10 protein-coding genes and 3 tRNA genes are annotated in these 16692 nt (G+C 75.3%); 9 read left to right on the top strand and 4 right to left on the bottom strand.

What is annotated here, in order from left to right; all coding sequences use genetic code 11:
• Positions 1-93: 93 nt before the first annotated feature.
• Entirely contained in the window at positions 94-3729 is a 3636-nt protein-coding gene (locus tag AC07FV_RS02645) for a S8 family serine peptidase (protein ID WP_479084110.1), read from the bottom strand.
• A gap of 212 nt (positions 3730-3941) precedes the next feature.
• On the opposite strand from AC07FV_RS02645, the gene AC07FV_RS02640 reads away from it, so the two are divergent.
• The 8 genes from AC07FV_RS02640 to AC07FV_RS02605 all read left to right on the top strand — a co-directional run bounded on the left by AC07FV_RS02640 (position 3942) and on the right by AC07FV_RS02605 (position 15731).
• Positions 3942-4313, top strand: coding sequence for a CU044_2847 family protein (locus AC07FV_RS02640; RefSeq protein ID WP_479084109.1), 372 nt, complete (start codon positions 3942-3944; stop codon positions 4311-4313).
• The gene (locus tag AC07FV_RS02635; RefSeq protein WP_479084107.1) at positions 4310-6031 is read left to right on the top strand and encodes a VMAP-C domain-containing protein; all 1722 of its coding nucleotides are present in this window, start codon (positions 4310-4312) and stop codon (positions 6029-6031) included. Before AC07FV_RS02640 ends, AC07FV_RS02635 begins: the two co-directional genes overlap by 4 nt.
• Positions 6032-6075: 44 nt before the next feature.
• Positions 6076-7161 carry an AAA family ATPase gene (locus AC07FV_RS02630; RefSeq protein WP_479084106.1) on the top strand — a complete coding sequence of 362 codons (1086 nt, stop codon included), beginning with the start codon at positions 6076-6078 and terminating at the stop codon, positions 7159-7161.
• Between the two features lie 133 nt (positions 7162-7294).
• Positions 7295-11902 (top strand): SAV_2336 N-terminal domain-related protein, encoded by a 4608-nt coding sequence (locus AC07FV_RS02625; protein ID WP_479084104.1) that lies wholly within the window; start codon positions 7295-7297, stop codon positions 11900-11902.
• A gap of 133 nt (positions 11903-12035) precedes the next feature.
• Positions 12036-13085 carry a rod shape-determining protein gene (locus AC07FV_RS02620; protein ID WP_356603137.1) on the top strand — a complete coding sequence of 350 codons (1050 nt, stop codon included), beginning with the start codon at positions 12036-12038 and terminating at the stop codon, positions 13083-13085.
• Positions 13086-13165: 80 nt separating this feature from the next.
• Positions 13166-14587 (top strand): GAF domain-containing sensor histidine kinase, encoded by a 1422-nt coding sequence (locus tag AC07FV_RS02615; protein WP_479084102.1) that lies wholly within the window; start codon positions 13166-13168, stop codon positions 14585-14587.
• A 195-nt stretch (positions 14588-14782) separates the two neighbouring features.
• On the top strand, positions 14783-15490 hold the full coding sequence (locus AC07FV_RS02610) for an STAS domain-containing protein (RefSeq protein WP_479084101.1): 708 nt from the start codon (positions 14783-14785) through the stop codon (positions 15488-15490).
• Positions 15491-15560: 70 nt separating this feature from the next.
• Positions 15561-15731, top strand: coding sequence for a hypothetical protein (locus tag AC07FV_RS02605; protein ID WP_479084100.1), 171 nt, complete (start codon positions 15561-15563; stop codon positions 15729-15731).
• Between the two features lie 47 nt (positions 15732-15778).
• Here AC07FV_RS02605 and AC07FV_RS02600 read toward each other — a convergent pair.
• From AC07FV_RS02600 to AC07FV_RS02590, 3 genes are all read right to left on the bottom strand, one after another.
• Positions 15779-15852: transfer RNA gene (locus tag AC07FV_RS02600), tRNA-Ile, on the bottom strand.
• Positions 15853-16028: 176 nt separating this feature from the next.
• Positions 16029-16101, bottom strand: a tRNA-Asn gene (locus tag AC07FV_RS02595).
• A 5-nt stretch (positions 16102-16106) separates the two neighbouring features.
• Positions 16107-16179 (bottom strand) — tRNA-Asn (locus AC07FV_RS02590).
• Between the two features lie 149 nt (positions 16180-16328).
• On the opposite strand from AC07FV_RS02590, the gene AC07FV_RS02585 reads away from it, so the two are divergent.
• A complete protein-coding gene (locus tag AC07FV_RS02585) occupies positions 16329-16634 on the top strand; it encodes a YtxH domain-containing protein (RefSeq protein WP_479084098.1) in 306 nt (101 codons plus the stop codon).
• Positions 16635-16692 lie beyond the last annotated feature (58 nt).

The raw sequence follows: 16692 nt of genomic DNA, 5'->3' as shown, positions 1-16692 counted from the left end.
CCGCCTCCCCGTCCCAGGGAGGCGGCGCCGTCCGCGTACCGGCGAACGGCCCGCGTAGTGGTGAACGGCCCGCGTACCGGTGAACGGCCCGCGTCAGCGCACGGCCACCGCCCGCACGATCTCCTGCGTGACCGAGCCGCCCCGGTCGTCGCGCGCCGAGGCCCGCAGCGACACGTGCTCGGCGTGGCGGGGCACGCTCAGCGTCCCCTGCCAGGACGCCGGCCCGTCACCGCCGCGCAGCGACACGCGCTGCCAGGACTTCCCGCCGTCGTAGGAGGCCTCCAGCTTCCCGCCGCCGAGCCGCCCGGTGCCCGGGGCGCCCGCCACGTACTCCGCGCCGAGCCCGATCCGCACCTTCTTCCCGCCGCGCACCTCGCCCGCGAGGTCGGTGTCGACGTCGAAGGAGAGGTTGATCAGCGGGAGGTAGGTCAACCGGTCCTCGGGCGTGGCGGCCGAGCGGAACGTCCACTCGGCGTGCCCCTCGGTGCCGAGCCTCCAGCGCCCGGCGTCGAGCGCGGTGTCGGTGACGAGCCGGTACGTACGCTCCTCGGCCGGCGCGCCGTCGACGTAGGCGGCCGAGGACGGCCCCTGGTCGACCAGCTCGCCGTCCAGGTACACCGAGGTGGTCTGCGTCATCCCGCTGCCCTCGCTCCACACGTCGCCGAAGCCGGTGTGGTCGGGGCCGGAGTCGCCCCAGCCGGGGGCGTTGAACTGGAGCCGGTCGCCCGCGCGCTGCTGACCCCAGCCCAGCCCGGTGCCCAGGTAGGGGTGCCAGACGGGCTTGAACCAGTTCAGCTCCTCGCGCGAGCCGCCCTCGTACCGGACGGTCCCGGACCGCTGCTCCAGCGCGTCGCCGCCGGCCGTCACGGACTCGTGCCACAGCTGGCCGGGCCCGGCCGACACGTACTCGGTGCGCTCGGCCGGGTAGTCGATCCGCTCCCGGAAGCCCAGCCCGACGGGGAAGGCGTCGGTGATCGAGTAACGGAACTCACCGCCGCTCGCCGGCTCGGCCGCGTGGTACCGGGTCCGCAGCTCGGCGAGGTCCCGGCGGCCGGGCTCGTAGGTGAGGTCCCGGTCGGGCACGGCGCCGCGGTGCCCCTCGGAGAGGTCGTACGTGTAGGGCGTGTTGCGCGTGCCGGTCATGTCGACGCGCCCGGCGTCCCGCAGCCGCTCCGCGTCGGCCGCGCCGACGGTGGCGATCTGGAGCGGCCGGTCGGCGTTGTCGTCCGTGCCCCACCACTGCATCAGCCGGCCGGGCGCGTCGTCGGTCACGAAGAGCGCCTTGACGCCCGCGTCCTGGGCGGCCCGGGCGAGTTCGGCCGGTGCGGTGCCCTCGCCGAGCCGGGCGAGGACCGCCTTGCCCCGGACACCGGCGGGGAAGGGACCGTCCCCGACGTCGACCAGCGGCAGCCGGCTGCGGCCCTCGATCAGGGTGCCGCCCGACTGGACGGTGGCCTCGCCGACGCCCTTCACCTCCAGCAGCGGCTTGCCCAGCCGCCACACGGTCCGGTACTCGAAGTCGCCCTCGGTCACCTTCCGGCCGGTGGGCGCCGCGAAGACGCTGTCGTACGTCAGGGGCACCTGGACCGCGCCGAACAGGTCGGAGCCGCCGCCGCTGCGGTCGTACTCCATGAGGAGCTGCCGCGTCTCGGTGCGCCGGTCGACGTCGGCACGGACCTCGCGCAGCTTCCGGCCGTCCAGGGTGACCTCGCGGTCCCGGTCGACGACGACCTCGGGCGCCGCGAGGAAGCCGAGCCCGAGCGAGTCGGCGCCGCGGCTGCCGCGCACGTCCAGGAAGGAGGTGAGGCTGTACGTCCCCGGTGTCAGCCGCAGCTCCAGGGTGCCCGAGTCGCCGACGTACGCGGGCACGGCGTCGACGCCCTCGGCGAGCTTCTGGACCACCAGGTCGGCCGGCGTGGCCGCACCGGCACGGTCCTTGACGTGCACGGTGAGCGTGTACCGCTCCTCCTCCTTGACCATGCCGAACGCGGTGTGCGCGACGACCGTGCCGTCCGCGCCGGTCGCGACGATCCGGCCGCTGGTCGTCCCGACCGGGGCCTTGGCGCCGTCCCCGGTGACGGTCGTGGAAGCGGTGCCGTGCGCGGGCACGGTGAGGGCGGTGTCGGCGAGGGTGGCGACGCCCTCGGGCGCGCCCTGCACGGACAGCGCCAACTCGACCGCGGTGTCGGAGTCGTTGGTGTAGGTGACGGTCCGCGTGACCGGCTCGTTGCCCTCGTACGGCCAGGCGAAGAAGCCGAGGTCCGCACTGCCGGTGGCGGTGAGGCCGGCGCCGATCGCGTCCGGCACGCTGACCCGGCCCGCGCCCAGCTGATAGGCGGAGGCGTCGAGCCGCTTCGACGTGGACATCAGCGCGTCCTTGAGCCGCGCGCCGGACCAGTCGGGGTGCTCCTCGGCGAGCAGGGCGGCGACCCCGGCGACGTGCGGCGTCGCCATCGACGTACCGCTCATCGAGGTGTAGTCGCCGCTGCCCTCGCTGAGCCGGGAGCGGGCGGCGAGGATGTCGACGCCGGGGGCGGACAGGTCGGGCTTGAGGGCGTTGTCGCCGTGTCGGGGGCCGGCGCTGGTGAAGTAGGCCGCCTCGTCGGCGGAGTCGACGGCGCCCACGGTCAGCGCGGCGTCCGCGGCGCCGGGCGAGCCGATGGAGGACGGGGCGCCGGTGTTCCCGGCCGCGATGACGAACAGGGCGCCGGTCTCGCGGGACAGGGTGTTCACGGCCTCGGCCATCGGGTCGGTGCCGTCGCTGGCCTCGGTCGAGCCGAGGCTCATGGAGACGATGTCCGCGTCCACGTCCCGGGCGGCCCACTCCATACCGGCGATGATCTCGGACTCGCTGCCCGAGCCGGAGTCGTCGAGGACCTTGCCGACCGCGAGCGTGGCGCCCGGGGCGACGCCCCGCTCCGCGCCGTCGGAGGCCGCGCCGCTGCCGCCGACGGTGGAGGCGACGTGCGTGCCGTGGCCGTGCCGGTCGGCGACCTCCTCCCCGGCTATGAAGCTCCGGCTCTGCGCCACCCGCCCGGCGAGGTCGGGGTGTTCCGCGTCGACGCCGCTGTCCAGCACGGCCACGGTGACGCCCTTGCCGGTCAGCCCGGCCTCCCAGGCCTCGGGGGTGCCGATCTGCGCGTTGGACTCGGCCATCGCGGCGGTGACCCGTCCGTCGAGCCACACGCCGTCGATACCGGCGCCCCGACGGGTGAATTCCCGCCAGAAGTTCCGCCCCTTGTCGGCCTCGACGGCCGCCCCCCGCACGCTGGGCAGCGCCCGGGTCAGCTCGGTGCCGCGCGGGGTGGCCGCCCGGGTGCCCTTGTCGTAGGTCACGATCAGCGGCAGCTCACCGGTCGCCGAGTCGCCGAGCCCCTGCTCGATCAGCTCACCGACGTCGAAGAGCCGCTCGTCGAGGCTGCCGTCGCGCAGGTACGGCAGCGCCTCGTCGGGGACGACCGTGGTCCGGCCGCCGGAACTGCGGGTCTGCACCGCCCCGGTGGCGCCCTCGGGCCGCTCCACCGTGACGGCCTTCCGGCCGCCGCCCAGCTCGGTCACGGTCACCCGGTCGCCGGTGACGAGGGTGACGGTGTCGGCGGCGGCGGTGGCCGGGGTGCGTGCCGTACCCGTGGGCGGGTCCTGCGCCGCCGCCGTCCCGGCCGGCAGCAGCGCGATCACGAGCCCCGCCGACAGGAGGGTCGCCCCGCGTCTGACTGGTCCTCTGCTCATCCACGTCTCTCTTCGTGTCGTCGTAGAGTGCTGCGAGCAGTCTCAGGGGGCCCGCGGAGCAGGCGAGTTGATCAGAGCTGGCGGATTGGCGCCCTGGCGGGTTTCCGCCAGTCCGGGTCCGGACCGGCCGGGGAACGCGGGACACGCCCAAGTACCGTCCGTCACAATGGCATTCCGCACGGGTACGACGGACACGGGGAGCGAACGGCGCCATGGACGGGTTGGTCGAGTTCAGGACCGAGGACGGCGTGCACGTGGTCGTCGAGGGCGTCGAGGACGAGGACGGCGCACGCCTGGTCTCCCGCGGCGACGGACCGGCTCGGGCGGCGCGGACCTTCGAGGGTGCCCTGGAGGGCGTGCGGTCGGCGGCCGGGTCGGCGCTGCGGGTCTTCCGGGACGGGTCGCTCGGTCCCGACTCGGTGGAGCTGGAGTTCGGGGTGAAGCTGACCGCGGAGACCGGCGCCGTCATCGCGAAAGGCTCGGCCGAGGGCCACCTGATCGTGAAACTGAGCTGGTCGTCCCGGCCCGGGGAGCGCCCGCAGGGCCCGGCCGCCGAGGACCCGGACGCCGCCGGCCGGTCATGACGAGCGCGGCCTGGCACGCCCGCGTCGAGTGCGGGGGCCGGATCGCCGGAGCGGGCTTCCTGGTCACCCCCGACAAGGTGCTGACCTGCGCCCACGTCGTACAGGACGGTGACCGGGCCCCGCTGACGGTGACGTTCACCGAGCGTCCCTCGCTGCCGGCCGTGCCCGCGCGGATCGTCGCCCACGGCGGCTGGGGCGGCAACGTCACCGACCTGGGCGACCTGGCCGTACTGGAGCTGGACCGCGAGGTCGCCATCACGCCCGCGGCGCTGGCCCCCGCCGAGGCCGCGCACGGGGAGCCGCCGCGACGACTGGTCGTGTACGGCTTCCCGACCGGCTTCGACGAGGGCACGCTGGCCGAGTACCGCACCACCGGACCGCAGTTGATCAAGGGCGAGTGGAACCAGCTGGAGGCCTGGCAGACCGACGGGCAGCCACTGGCCCGCGGTTACAGCGGCGCCGCGGTCGCGCTGGCCGACACCGGCGAGGTGGTCGGGATGGTCACGGCGGCGGCCGGCGCCAAGGGGGTGCGCAACGGACGGATGATGCCGACCCAGGTCATGGCCCGCTACTGGCCGGACCTGGCCGGTCTGGTTCCCGTCACCGCGTACGCGGCGGCCCAGCGGGCCCGGCTGCGCGACCTGGTGGAGAAGGCGGTGCGCGCCGGCGTGGACTGCGACCCGGTACGGCTGTACACGGCCGCGATGGACCCGTTCGATCCGCTGCCGCCGCCGGACGGTTTCGACTCGCTCCGGTCGGCCGCCCTGTTCGTCCTGTGCGAACTCGACGGTGCGCGGGCCGCGGCCACCGTCGCCCGGTTCGCCGACCGTCTGGAGGCCCTGCTGCGCCTTCCCGACGAGACCCCGGCGCCCGACTGGTCCCCGGTCCTGGTGGAACTGGCGCCCAGCGGCGCGGGGCAGGGCTTGGTCCGGGTGGAGGTGTCGGCGTACAGCGGCGGCCGGCGCCACCCGGTCGACTCCGACACGGTGCCCGAGGCGCGTCTGCGCGCCCACGTCCAGGACCGGATCGAGGCCGCCTTCCGTCACCTGACCCCCGGCACCGATGAGCTGATCGCCTTCTCGCTGCCCCGCGACTGGCTCGACTGGCCCGTGGCCGGCTGGCCGGTCTCCGCCGACGACGACACCCCGCTCGGCTGTGTCCACCCGGTGGTGGTGACCGACCACGCCCGGCGCAGGGCCACCACCCGGCACCTGCTGGCCCGGGCCTGGAACCGGCTCGACGCCCGCGGGGACGTCCGGCTGCACCGGGTGGAGTGCGGGTGCCCCCAGGACCCGCGCAAGCTGCGACTCGCCCTGCGGCGTACCGATGCCTGTCTCGCCGGATTCGCCGCCACCCCGCACGCGGCACCCACCCGGGCGCACTTCGAGATGTCGCTCACCGCCCCCGCCCCGGCGATCGTCTGGCCTCGCGGCGGCTGCGCCGACGGACACCGCCGCCCCGACGCGCCCGGCACACCCGGCCTGCGCGACCTGACCGACGCCGACGGCTGTCCGGGGACGGCGTTCCTGGACGCGGTCGACACCCACGTACGCCACGTGCCGCCCGCCGAACTGCCGCGCGCCGTGCTGGCCCTGCGGGAGGAGGCCGACGTGGAGGACGGCCACTGGGCGCGCGACATCCAGTTGCTGTGGGACGACCCGCGCTGCTTCACCGATCCGCACGGCGCGGGCGTCCATCTCCGATGCCCCGTGGCCTGACCGCCGACCGACCGACCGCCCGACCCGAGACCCGGAGACCGCAGATGCCCCACTGGTCCGTCTACACCGGTGACAGTGAACCGCACGACGGCATCGACCGGTTGCCGGCGCCGCCGCCGTGGCGGGCGTTCGACGGCGGGCCGCCGCTGGAGGTACCCCGCGAGACCGATGACGAGTCGGCCGTCTCCCCGGACCGGGTGCACCGCGCCCGGACCTACGTGGCCACCCCGGAGAGTGTCCAGCTCGTCAACGCCGCGCTGTGCTTGCGCCGGCCGCTGCTGGTGACCGGCCCGCCCGGCACGGGCAAGTCCTCGCTGGCGTACGCGGTGGCCCGCGAACTGCGGCTGGGACCGGTGCTGCGCTGGAACATCACCAGCCGCAGCAGCCTCGCGGACGGCCTGTACCAGTACGACCCGCTCTCCCGGCTGTACGCCGCCAAGCAGGCGGCACGGTACGGGGACGGGCGGCCCCTGCCCGGGCCCGGTCCGGACGGGCCGCCCGCGGGCGGGAGGGGTGCGGACGGCCCGGAGCCGGGCGGGGACGTCGCCGACCATCTGCGGCTCGGACCGCTCGGCACCGCGCTGCTGCCGTACGCCCGGCCCCGGGTGCTGCTGGTCGACGAGATCGACAAGAGCGACCTCGACCTGCCCAACGACCTGCTGAACGTTCTGGAGGAGGGTCAGTACGAGATCCCGGAACTGGCCCGCTCGGCCCGGTACTCGGCGGCGGAGCACGCCGCGGTACCGACGGACGGTGACGACCGGCCCGTCACCGTCCGGCGCGGGCGGGTGCGCTGTCGTGCCTTCCCGTTCGTCGTACTGACCAGCAACGGCGAGCGCGAGTTCCCGCCCGCGTTCCTGCGCCGCTGCGTCCGCCTGCGGCTGCGCCGGCCCGACCGCGCCCAGCTCACCGACATCGTCCGCGCCCACCTCGGCGAGCCGGACACGGAGGCCACCTCCCTGATCGACGGGTTCCTCGACCGGGCGAGCAGCGGCGAACTCGCCACCGACCAGTTGCTGAACGCCATCTACCTCACCGGCGTGGCCGGCCTGGACGCGGACTCCCGCGACGCCCTGGCCGAGCAGCTGATGCCCTACCTCAGCGCGACGGCCGACGGCGATGGCTTCTGACCCGGACGGCCCGCCGCGCCGTCACGGGGACGGGGACGAGGGGGCCAGGCACGACCCACCGCCTCGGGACGCGAACACGGAGGTGCCCCCGGAGTCCCGGCACGGCACACCGCCCCCGGACGCGACCGGAGCCGTGGACGCTTCGGGCGGGGGGCTGCGCGGGGGCGCGGACGACATGTCCCCCGGCGGCCCCTCCTCCGCTCTCGGCCGGCTGCGTGCCGTGCTCGCCGCCGCGACGGGGCCGGACGGCGAAGCCGACGTGACCCCGCGTGAGCTGGCGGAACTGCTGTGGCTCGCGACGCGTCTGGGGCCCGGAACCACCGCCGGGGAGCCGACGGCCCCGGCGAGCGAGCGCGCGCCCGCGAGGGCGCCGGACACCGGCGCCCCGCACTCCGCGGACCTCGCCCCCGCCGGCGAACCACCACCGTCTCCGTCCGCCCCACCCCCGCGCGAGCCACGCCCCCCGGCCGCCCGGGTGCCGCTGCATCTGCCGGAGCCGTCCCCTCCGCGCAGCGGGGCCGACCACGCGCTCCTGCTCGCCCCCGCGCCCCCGATGCTGCACCGCACGCTCGCCCTGCAACGGGCGCTGCGCCCCCTCCGGCGGAAGGTGCCCGACACCCGCGCCCGCGTCCTGGACGAGCGGGCCACCGCCGACCGCATCGCCCGCCTCGGCGCCCACCCCGACGTGTGGCTGCCCGTCCTGCGCCCCGCCCCCGACCGCTGGCTGCGCCTGAACCTGGTGTACGACGTGGGCCCCACCATGCCCGTCTGGCGGCCCCTGATGCGCGAACTGCACGCCGTGCTGGCCCAGTCGGGCGTCTTCCGGACGGTCACCGCACGGCAGGTCACGCCGGACGGACACGCCCGCGGCATCCCCGTACCGGCCGACGGCCGCACCGTGACCCTGGTCGTGACCGACTGCATGGGCCCGCAGTGGCGGCCCGGCCCGGCGGGCGACCGCTGGTACCGGCTGCTGCACCGCTGGGCCGGTCGCATGCCCGTGGCCGTCGTCCAACCGCTGCCGGAACACCTGTGGGACACCACGGCCCTGCCCGCCGAGGCCGGTCTGCTCACGCCTCCTTCGGCCGCGGCACCCTCGGCCGCGCTCGCGTTCCGGCCGTACGCCCCGGACGCCGCGCCGCACCCCCCGTCCGCCGTCCCCCTGCCGATACTGGAACCGGGCCCCGTCTGGTTCGCCAACTGGGCGGCGCTGCTCGCCGACCCGGGTGCCGGGCGGGTCCCCGGGGCGGTGGCCTGGCTGCCGCCCGTACCGGTGCGACCGGCCGAGCCCTCCCCCGACGTCGCCGCGCTCCGCGCCGAGGAACTGGTGCTGCGGTTCCGGTCGACCGCGTCCGAGGAGGCGTACCGGCTGGCCGGGCACCTGTCCCTGGCCGTCCGCCCCTCGCTGCCGGTGATGCGCCTGGTGCAGCGCACGCTGGGCCGCGGGCCGCGCCCCCAGCACCTCGCCGAGATCGTGCTCAGCGGCCTGCTCACGGCGGCCCCCGGGCCACCCGGCTCCTACGACTTCCGGCCGGGTGTACGCGACCTGCTCCAGCGCTCCCTGCCGCGCACGGCGCGCGGACGCACCCGCGAACTCCTGGACCGGGTCGGTGCGCTGATCGACGACCGCGCGGGTTACGCGGCCGGCGACTTCCGGGTGGAGGTCCGCGGGGACGGGGACGACACGTCCGGCACGGCGTTCGCACGGGTCGCCGGTGAGACGGTGCGGCGACTCGGCGGGAACCGGTCGGCGGGCCGGCTGGTCGGCGGTCGGTACCGGCTCGTCGAACGGCGGTCCCCGGGGCGCCGGGTATGGCAGGCCGTGGACGAGCGGACCGGTGACCGGGTGGTCGTCCAGCTCTGCCCCGGCCAGTCCGACCGCGAGCGGTTCGACCGGCAGGCCCGCGCCCTCGCGGAACTCGACGAACCGCACGTGGTCCGCGTCCTCGACCACGGCTGGGAGGGCGAGGAGCCCTATCTCGTCGTCGCGTTCGAGGACGGCGTGACGTTGCGCGAACTGGAGGACGGCAGCGGGCCCGGCGTGTCCTTCGGGGTGTTCGCCCGCCTGGCGGCACAGACGACGGCGGCGCTCCAGGCCCTGCACGCCGCGGGCCTGGTACGGGGGCAGCGCGACGCCGACGGGCTGCTGCTGCGGCCGGACGGCACCGTGGTGATCAGCAGGGTCGTCCTGGGCTGGGACTCGGCCGGCAGGGACCCCGCCCAGGACTTCACCGAACTCGGCCGTCTGGTGCAGCGGCTGGCCCGGCACGTCACCGCCCCCGACAGGTACGAGGAGCTGGTCCGGGAGATAGAGCACAGCCCGGCGTCCGGGGTCTCCCGGTCGGCGGTGGCGGAGCTGGCCCGGGTCTCCTGGCCTCGCCGGATGCGCTTCCAGTTGCTCGGCCGCCCCAGAGTGCACCGCGCCGACGGCTCCGAGGTGCGGCCGACCCCCGAGGCGCAGGCCCTCCTCTGCATGCTGCTGCTGCGCCAGGGGCGGCGAGTCTCCTTCGGCGAACTGGCGTCGGGCCTGTGGGACACCCGGCCCGACGGGCACCCGGACGGCGCGGTCCGCGCGCTGGCCGAGGAGCTGCGCACCCACCTCGGCCCGGGCTCCCTCGCCGCCCTCCCCGAGGGCTACGCCCTGCACACACCGGACGACTACGTCGACGTGTCGCACTGCGAGGAGCTGCTCGCCCGGTGCACGGCCGAACCCGGGCCGCACGCACGGCGTCGGACAGCGCAGGACGCGCTGAACCTCTGGTACGGCGAGCCCCTGGACCGCGTGCCCGGCCCGGCCGCGCGGGCGGCCCGCGACCGGCTGCTCGACCTGCGCCTGACCCTGTGCGCCACGCGGGCGGAACTCGACCTGGAACTCGACGACCCCGGCCGGGCCGCCGCCGACCTGGCGATCCTGGTCCGTGCGCATCCGGACCGGGCGGACCTGCGGCGCCTGCACACCCTGGCCGAGCGGGAGGCGGGTGGGACGGCGGCGACCGTCGAGTCACCCGCGGTCCCCGCCGAGCGGCCCCGCCCGACGATCGTCTTCGAAGCCGCCTCCCTGCTGGACGGGGAGGCCCGCGGCGTCCTGGGACGGACGGTGACCGGCCTGCTGTCCCGCACCCTGGACTCCCGCGCGTACGAGGTACTGGCCCGCGGCAACGGTTACATCGTCCTCACCGAAGCCGACGCGGACGTCCTGCCCGTGCTGGCCGGCGTGATCGGTGAGCTGCCGGACGCGCTCGCCGGGCTGCGGCACCCGCCACGGCTGCGGGTGACGTTCTGGCACACCGCCTGGTTCACCGAGGAGGACGGTCCGGTCGAGCCGCCGGACGTGCGGGACGCCCTCGACCGGGTCGAGGGGGACCTGCTGGTCCTGGTCTCGCCCACGCTGTACGAGGAGTTCGACGCCGGCCCGTGGGCCCGGGAGGCGGACGGCTTCCGGCCCCTGCTGCGCGACGTGCCGGACGACCCGCCCGTCGCCTGGTACCGCCCCCTGTCCGCGCCGGAACCGGCACCGCCGCCCGCGGAGCGGGACCTGGTGCGCGGCCCGGTCACCGTCTCGGACCCCGCCCTGCTCCCCTCGGGGCGACCGGGCCCCACGGCCGTCGTCCTGGCCCCGTCGAACGGAACGCTGGAGCTACTCGGCCCCGACGGGTGGCGCACCATGCCTTCGGGCCGGACGCGGACCTACTACGAGGTCGATCTCACCACCCATCGGGCGTTGCACGAGGTGTCGCTGCCCGCGGCCCGGGGCGGAGCCTTCACGGCAACGGTCGACCTGTCCTGGTACGTCGACGACCCGGTGGCCTTCGTCGCCGCCGAGACGCACCAGGTGGTGGACCGTCTGCTCCAGCACACGGTCGCCGAAGCTTCCCGTCTCACCCGCCGCTATCCACTCGGCCGCGCAAGTGCCGCCCAGCGAGCGGTGACCGCCGGCCTGCGCACCTGGCCGGTGCCGGGGCTCTCCGTGGCGTGCTCCGTTCGCCTGGCCGCACGGGCCACACCTGCGCCCCTCATGACGGCCCGCCCCGACAGCACTCTGACCGAGTGGCTGCGCGCCACCGACATGGTGCTGCTCGGCTTCGATGGACCGTTCACCCGTCCGTTCCCCCCGAGGGCGGCCCGCGAGGCGGCTCTGGAACTCCTGCGCATCGTCGCCGAGTACCGCCACCCCGACGAGGCGCTGGACGGCAGTCCACTCCTCGACGAGGACGAGGCACCGGCCCCGCGGCAGGGCGACCTGATCCATCCACTGGACGTGCTCCGCGCCTTCGCCGACCGCGATGTCGGTCGTCTGCTGGCAAAGCACCTCGACAAGCTGGAGCTCCGGGCGGTGGCCGACGCCCGGCCGACGCCGCACGCCACTGCGTTCGTCCACGCCCTCTACTCCTCCGGCCGCCGGGTCCGTGTGATCACGGACTACTGTCCGCAGGCCGCCTACCGCTACCTCGATCCCCGGGCCCTGCCCATCTCGGGCATTTATGGCCGCGAGCCGGACCCCGGGCGGCTGATGCCCGACCCGGACTGCCTGCTGCGCGCCCTGCGCTCCCCCGGTGTCCCCGCCCGCACCGCCGTGGTGATCGGCTCCTCCGCCGCCGAACACGACGCCGCCCGGCAACTCGGCCTGCGCTTCATCGGCCTCGCCGACACCCCCGCCGCCCTCCGCGCGCTGCGCGACGCCGGGTGCGAGGCCACCGTGCCCTCCTTGCGGCCCCTCCTCGACGCCGCCCGCGCCTTCTAGGCCACCCGCTCCCCCGTTCAGCGGCCCCCCGCCCGGCCCCCTCCGGAAGGCGCCCGCCCCGGGCCCCGCGGACGATGCCTAGGAGGCCGGCCGCCGGGCGGCCCGCCGGTCCGCGCTCTCGGGAGGATCTGCCATGACCGCCAGTACCGCCAGTCTGGAGCAGCTGCGCCGCTGCCACTTCGCCGTCGACCTGGGCGCGGCGCGGACCCGCGTGTACGTGAAGGGTGTGGGGCTGGTCGTGGACCAGCCGTCCGCCGCCGCGGTCAACACCCGCACCGGCGCGCTCATCGCGGTCGGCGAGTTCGCGGAGAAGATGACCGGACGCACTCCCGGCTACATCCGCGTGGTGCGGCCGGTGTCCGGGGGCACGGTCGTCGACATCGAGATGGCCCAGCGCATGCTGCGGCATTTGCTCGGTGACAAGATCCGCCGCGCCCTGCGCCGCAAGCCCCGGCTGCGCGCCGCCGCCTGCACCCCGCACGACGCGGATCCGCTGGCCCAGCGGGCGGCGATCGAGACCCTGGTGGGGCTCGGGGCCCGCCGGGTGGAACTCGTCGACACGCTGATCGCCGCGGCGGTCGGCTGCGGACTGCCGGTGGAGCAGCCCGAGGCGACCATGATCATGGTGTGCGGGGCGCACGCCACGCAGGTCGCGGTGCTCTCCCTCGGCTCGATCGTGACCGCCGCGCGCATCCCGGTCGGCGGTGAGGCCGTCGACCACGCGATCGTGCAGCTCCTGCGCCACCAGCACGAGCTGGTGCTGCCCAGTCAGTCCGTACGCCCGCTCCAGCTCGCCCTGTCCGGCAACGGGCTGACCCCGCAGGGGCCGGCGTCCACCGAGATCCACGGACGGGACGTGGCGACCGGGCTGGCGCGCAGTGTGCTGGTGGACACCGCCACCGTGCGCAACGCCATCCAGACGCCGCTGACGGGCGTGCTCGACGGGATCGGCAAGGTGCTGCGGGACTGCCCGCCGGACCTGGTCGCGGACCTCGCCGACCGCGGGATCATGATGGTCGGCGGCAGCGCCCTGCTCCCCGGCTTCGACCAGATGCTCCGACAGGCCACGGGCATGCCGGTGCACATCGCGGAGCGGCCGGACGTGTGCGCGGTGCAGGGCCTCGGCACCATGCTGGAGGGCCGCGTCGAGCCGCTGTCGCTGACCCCCGTGTCGACCGACTGACCCCCCCGTCGAATGGGCCGCGGCAGCCGGTGGTACCGGCGGGTCCGCGGCGGTCCGCGAGAGCGAGGAAGCCGGACGGCATGAACGCCCAGTCCGCGCCCCGGTCGATCCGCCTCCTGGAGGCGGTCCTGGGGATCGGCGCCGACCTCGATCTGCGCGGCACCCTCCAGCACCTCGTGGACGGCGCCGCCGAGCTGACCGGCACCTCCGCGACGCTGGTCACCACCGATCCGGGCCGGGACGGCCTCACCGCGACAAGCGCCCCGGGCCGGGACGCCGCACCGGAGCCGGCGCCGCCGCTGCGGGTCCCGATCCACGTGGGGGACGAGGAGTTCGGCGAGCTGCGCCTGGCCGGACGGGCCGGCGGCGAACCGTTCACCGCCGAGGACGAGCAGGTGCTGCGGGTCCTGGCCGCACAGGCCGGCATCGCGATCGGCAACGCCCGGCTGTACGAGACGGCCCGGCAGCGCGAGCGCTGGATCGAGGGCGCGGCGGCCGTCACCACCGCGCTGCTCACCGAGGAGAGCGCCGACGACGCGCTGACGACGGTCGCCGAACGGGCCCGGATGCTGGCCGGCGCCAGTGCGGGCGTGATCCTCCATCCGACCGCCGAGGGCGGCATGGAGATCGTGACGGCCTCCACGTCCGACGACCCGGACGGCATCGTCGGCGCGACCATCGCGCCGGGCAGTCCCGTCCTGGAGCAGCTGCTGGGCGGCGAACCGGTGTTCGTCACGGACTCGGCGACCGATCCCCGGATGACGACGCACGTACGGCACCGCTTCGGGCCGAGCATGATGCTGCCCCTGCGGGCGAGCGGCCGGCTGATCGGCACCCTCGCCCTGCCCCGCCGTCGCGGCGCGCGGCCGTACACGGCCGTCGAGCGGCTGCTCGCGACCCAGTTCGCCTCCCAGGCCGCGCTCGCCCTCGTCCTCGCCGACGCCCGGCGCGGCCGGGAGCGCCTCGCGGTGTACGAGGACCGGGACAGGATCGCCCGGGACCTGCACGACCTGGTGGTGCAGCGGCTGTTCGCCACCGGGATGATGCTGGAGTCCACCCGGCGGCGCCCCGGCGCCGAGGAGGTCGGCGACGTCCTCGACCGGGCGGTGGACGAGCTGCGGTCCACGGTCCAGGAAGTGCGTACGACGATCTTCGCGTTGCAGCAGCCCCCGGCCGACCCGCCGACCGGCCTGCGCGGCCGGGTCCTGCGCGAGACCGGGTACGCCGCCGCAGTCCTCGGTTTCCCGCCGTCCACGCACTTCGCGGGCGCCGTCGACACCCGCGTGCCGGACCCGGTCGCGGACCGCCTGCTCACGGCGCTGCGCCAGGCCCTGGCCGACGCGGCCGGCCGGCCGGGCGTCTCCCGGATCGAGGTCACCGTCGAGGCGACCGCCACCGGCGGGGACGGCCGGGGCGAAGTACGGCTGACCGTCTCGGGCGACGGCCGGGCCGGCGGCCACGGCGTGGAGGGGACGACGTTCCGGTGGGGGGCCTCGCTGTGAGCGCGGCGGGTGCCGGGCGCGTTCCGCGGTGGTGCCTTTGCCCGTCGCCCGGCCGCTCACGCCCCGGCGGGGGGGTGTAGCGCGCCGGACGGCGGGCAGGCGCACCGACAGCGCCGTCGGAACGGACGGCCCACGGGGGCTGCGTGACGTTGCGACGTCTGTCAGGAGATCGACGAGGACGGACAAGGCGGTGACATGACCCCAGCGGCACCACCACGTCTGGCGGGGCAGCCGGCCACCCTGGTCATCGACGGCCGGGTGGAGACCGGCCGGGCGGTGCTCCTGCCGAGGGGAGAACTCGTCCACGGGTGCGCGGACATCCTGGCCGAGGCCCTGGCGACCCTGCCGGCGGACATCGAGCGGGTCGAAGTGGACATGGCCGGCGTGGTGTTCATGGACACGGCGGGCCTGGAGTTCCTGGACGTCCTCGGCGGCCACGGCAGCCGGCAGGCGGTGCCGGTGACGACCGCGAACTGGCGCGGTCAGCCGCTGCGCATCCTGGAGCTGGCCGGACTCGACCCCGCCGACCCCCTGCGCCCGGCTCCCCGCCCGCCCGGGCCGACGGCCGAGCCGCCGCCCGGACCCGAGCCGCACCCGGCGCCCTCGGCGGTGGCGGCGGAGCGTGCGGAGCGGCTGCGCGTCCTCCAGGAGGAGGTGGCGCAACTGCGCCGGGCGATCGCCTCCCGCCCGGTCATCGACCAGGCACGGGGCGTGCTGATGGCGCTGCACGCCTGTACGTCGGACGAGGCGTGGCACATCCTGCGGGAGGCCTCCCAGCTCTCCAACACCAAGCTGCGCACGGTGGCCGCGGCGGTCACCGCCAGCGCCGAGAGCGACGGCCCGCCCCCGCCGGCGGAGGTGCGCTCGGCCCTGCGGACGGCCCTCGGCCGGCTCGGGCGCTGAGACCGCGCCCACGGGGGTACCCGGGGCCCGGCCGGACAGCCCGGCCCCGTACGGCACCAGGAGGCCCGTGATGAGCGAGGAGACCCCGTCCCAGGCGGAGGGCGAGCGCGACGACGAGCGGGACGCCCCGAACCCGCCGCACACCACTCCCTCCCAGGCGGAGGGCGAGCGCGACGACGAGAACGCCGAGGACGTCCAAGGCGACGACACCGTCGGCCCGGGCGAGGCGAAAGGCCGGTGAACCGGCGGCGCCACCGGCCGGAAGGTTTCAGCGGAGGTGGCGCGAAGTGGGGCGGGTGGGACTCGAACCCACGGCCGACGGATTATGAGTCCGCTGCTCTAACCGGCTGAGCTACCGCCCCATAACGGCGTGTCGCGTACAGGTGTGCGCGCCGTCTGCCGCAGCATAGCCGCTCATACGATCTCCTGCCTCGGATGGTCGGCTACCGCGACGCCTTCATGACCTTGAGGACTCCGCAGCGTGCCGCGCGGTTCCCGGACATGAAAAAGGACCCCGGAAGGGGTCCTCGTTCATCTGCTCCCCCGACTGGACTCGAACCAGTAACCTGCCGGTTAACAGCCGGCTGCTCTGCCAATTGAGCTACGGAGGACCGAGCTCCCCGGACTGGACTCGAACCAGTAACCTGCCGGTTAACAGCCGGCTGCTCTGCCAATTGAGCTACCGAGGAAGGTCTCGTATCGCATCGAACGCGTCTGTCTGGGTAGTCGCCAGAGGGCGCGCGCTCGCTGCGACACATACATTAGCGCAAGCAGGGGGGTGCTCCGCCAATCGGTACTCCCCGGCGCCTCGGAGCCAGTCAAAGGAAGGGTGGCCGCCATGCGTTACCGGCTCACGTTCGTCGTCGGACTCGCGGTGGGATACGTGCTGGGCACCAAGGCCGGACGGGAGCGTTACGAGCAGTTGCGCAAGTCCGCCCGCCAGGTCGCGCAGAACCCCGCCGTGCGCAACACCGCCGAGACCGCCGCCCAGCAGGGCAGGCACTTCGCCGACAAGGCGTACCACGTGGTCAGCGACAAGGTCGGGGACCGGATGCCCGACTCGGTGGCCCAGCGGGTCCGCTCGCTGCGGGACCGTAACTCCAACGGCAGCACCGCGGACGACTGGGGCACCAGCAACACCTGAGGCGGGTGCTCCCGGCGGGTCCCGTGCCCCCACCGGGTACGGGCGGCTCTCCCGGTGC

It is taken from the genome of Streptomyces sp. NPDC045956 (assembly GCF_056430705.1).
This window is presented reverse-complemented; position numbering and strand designations above follow the sequence as displayed.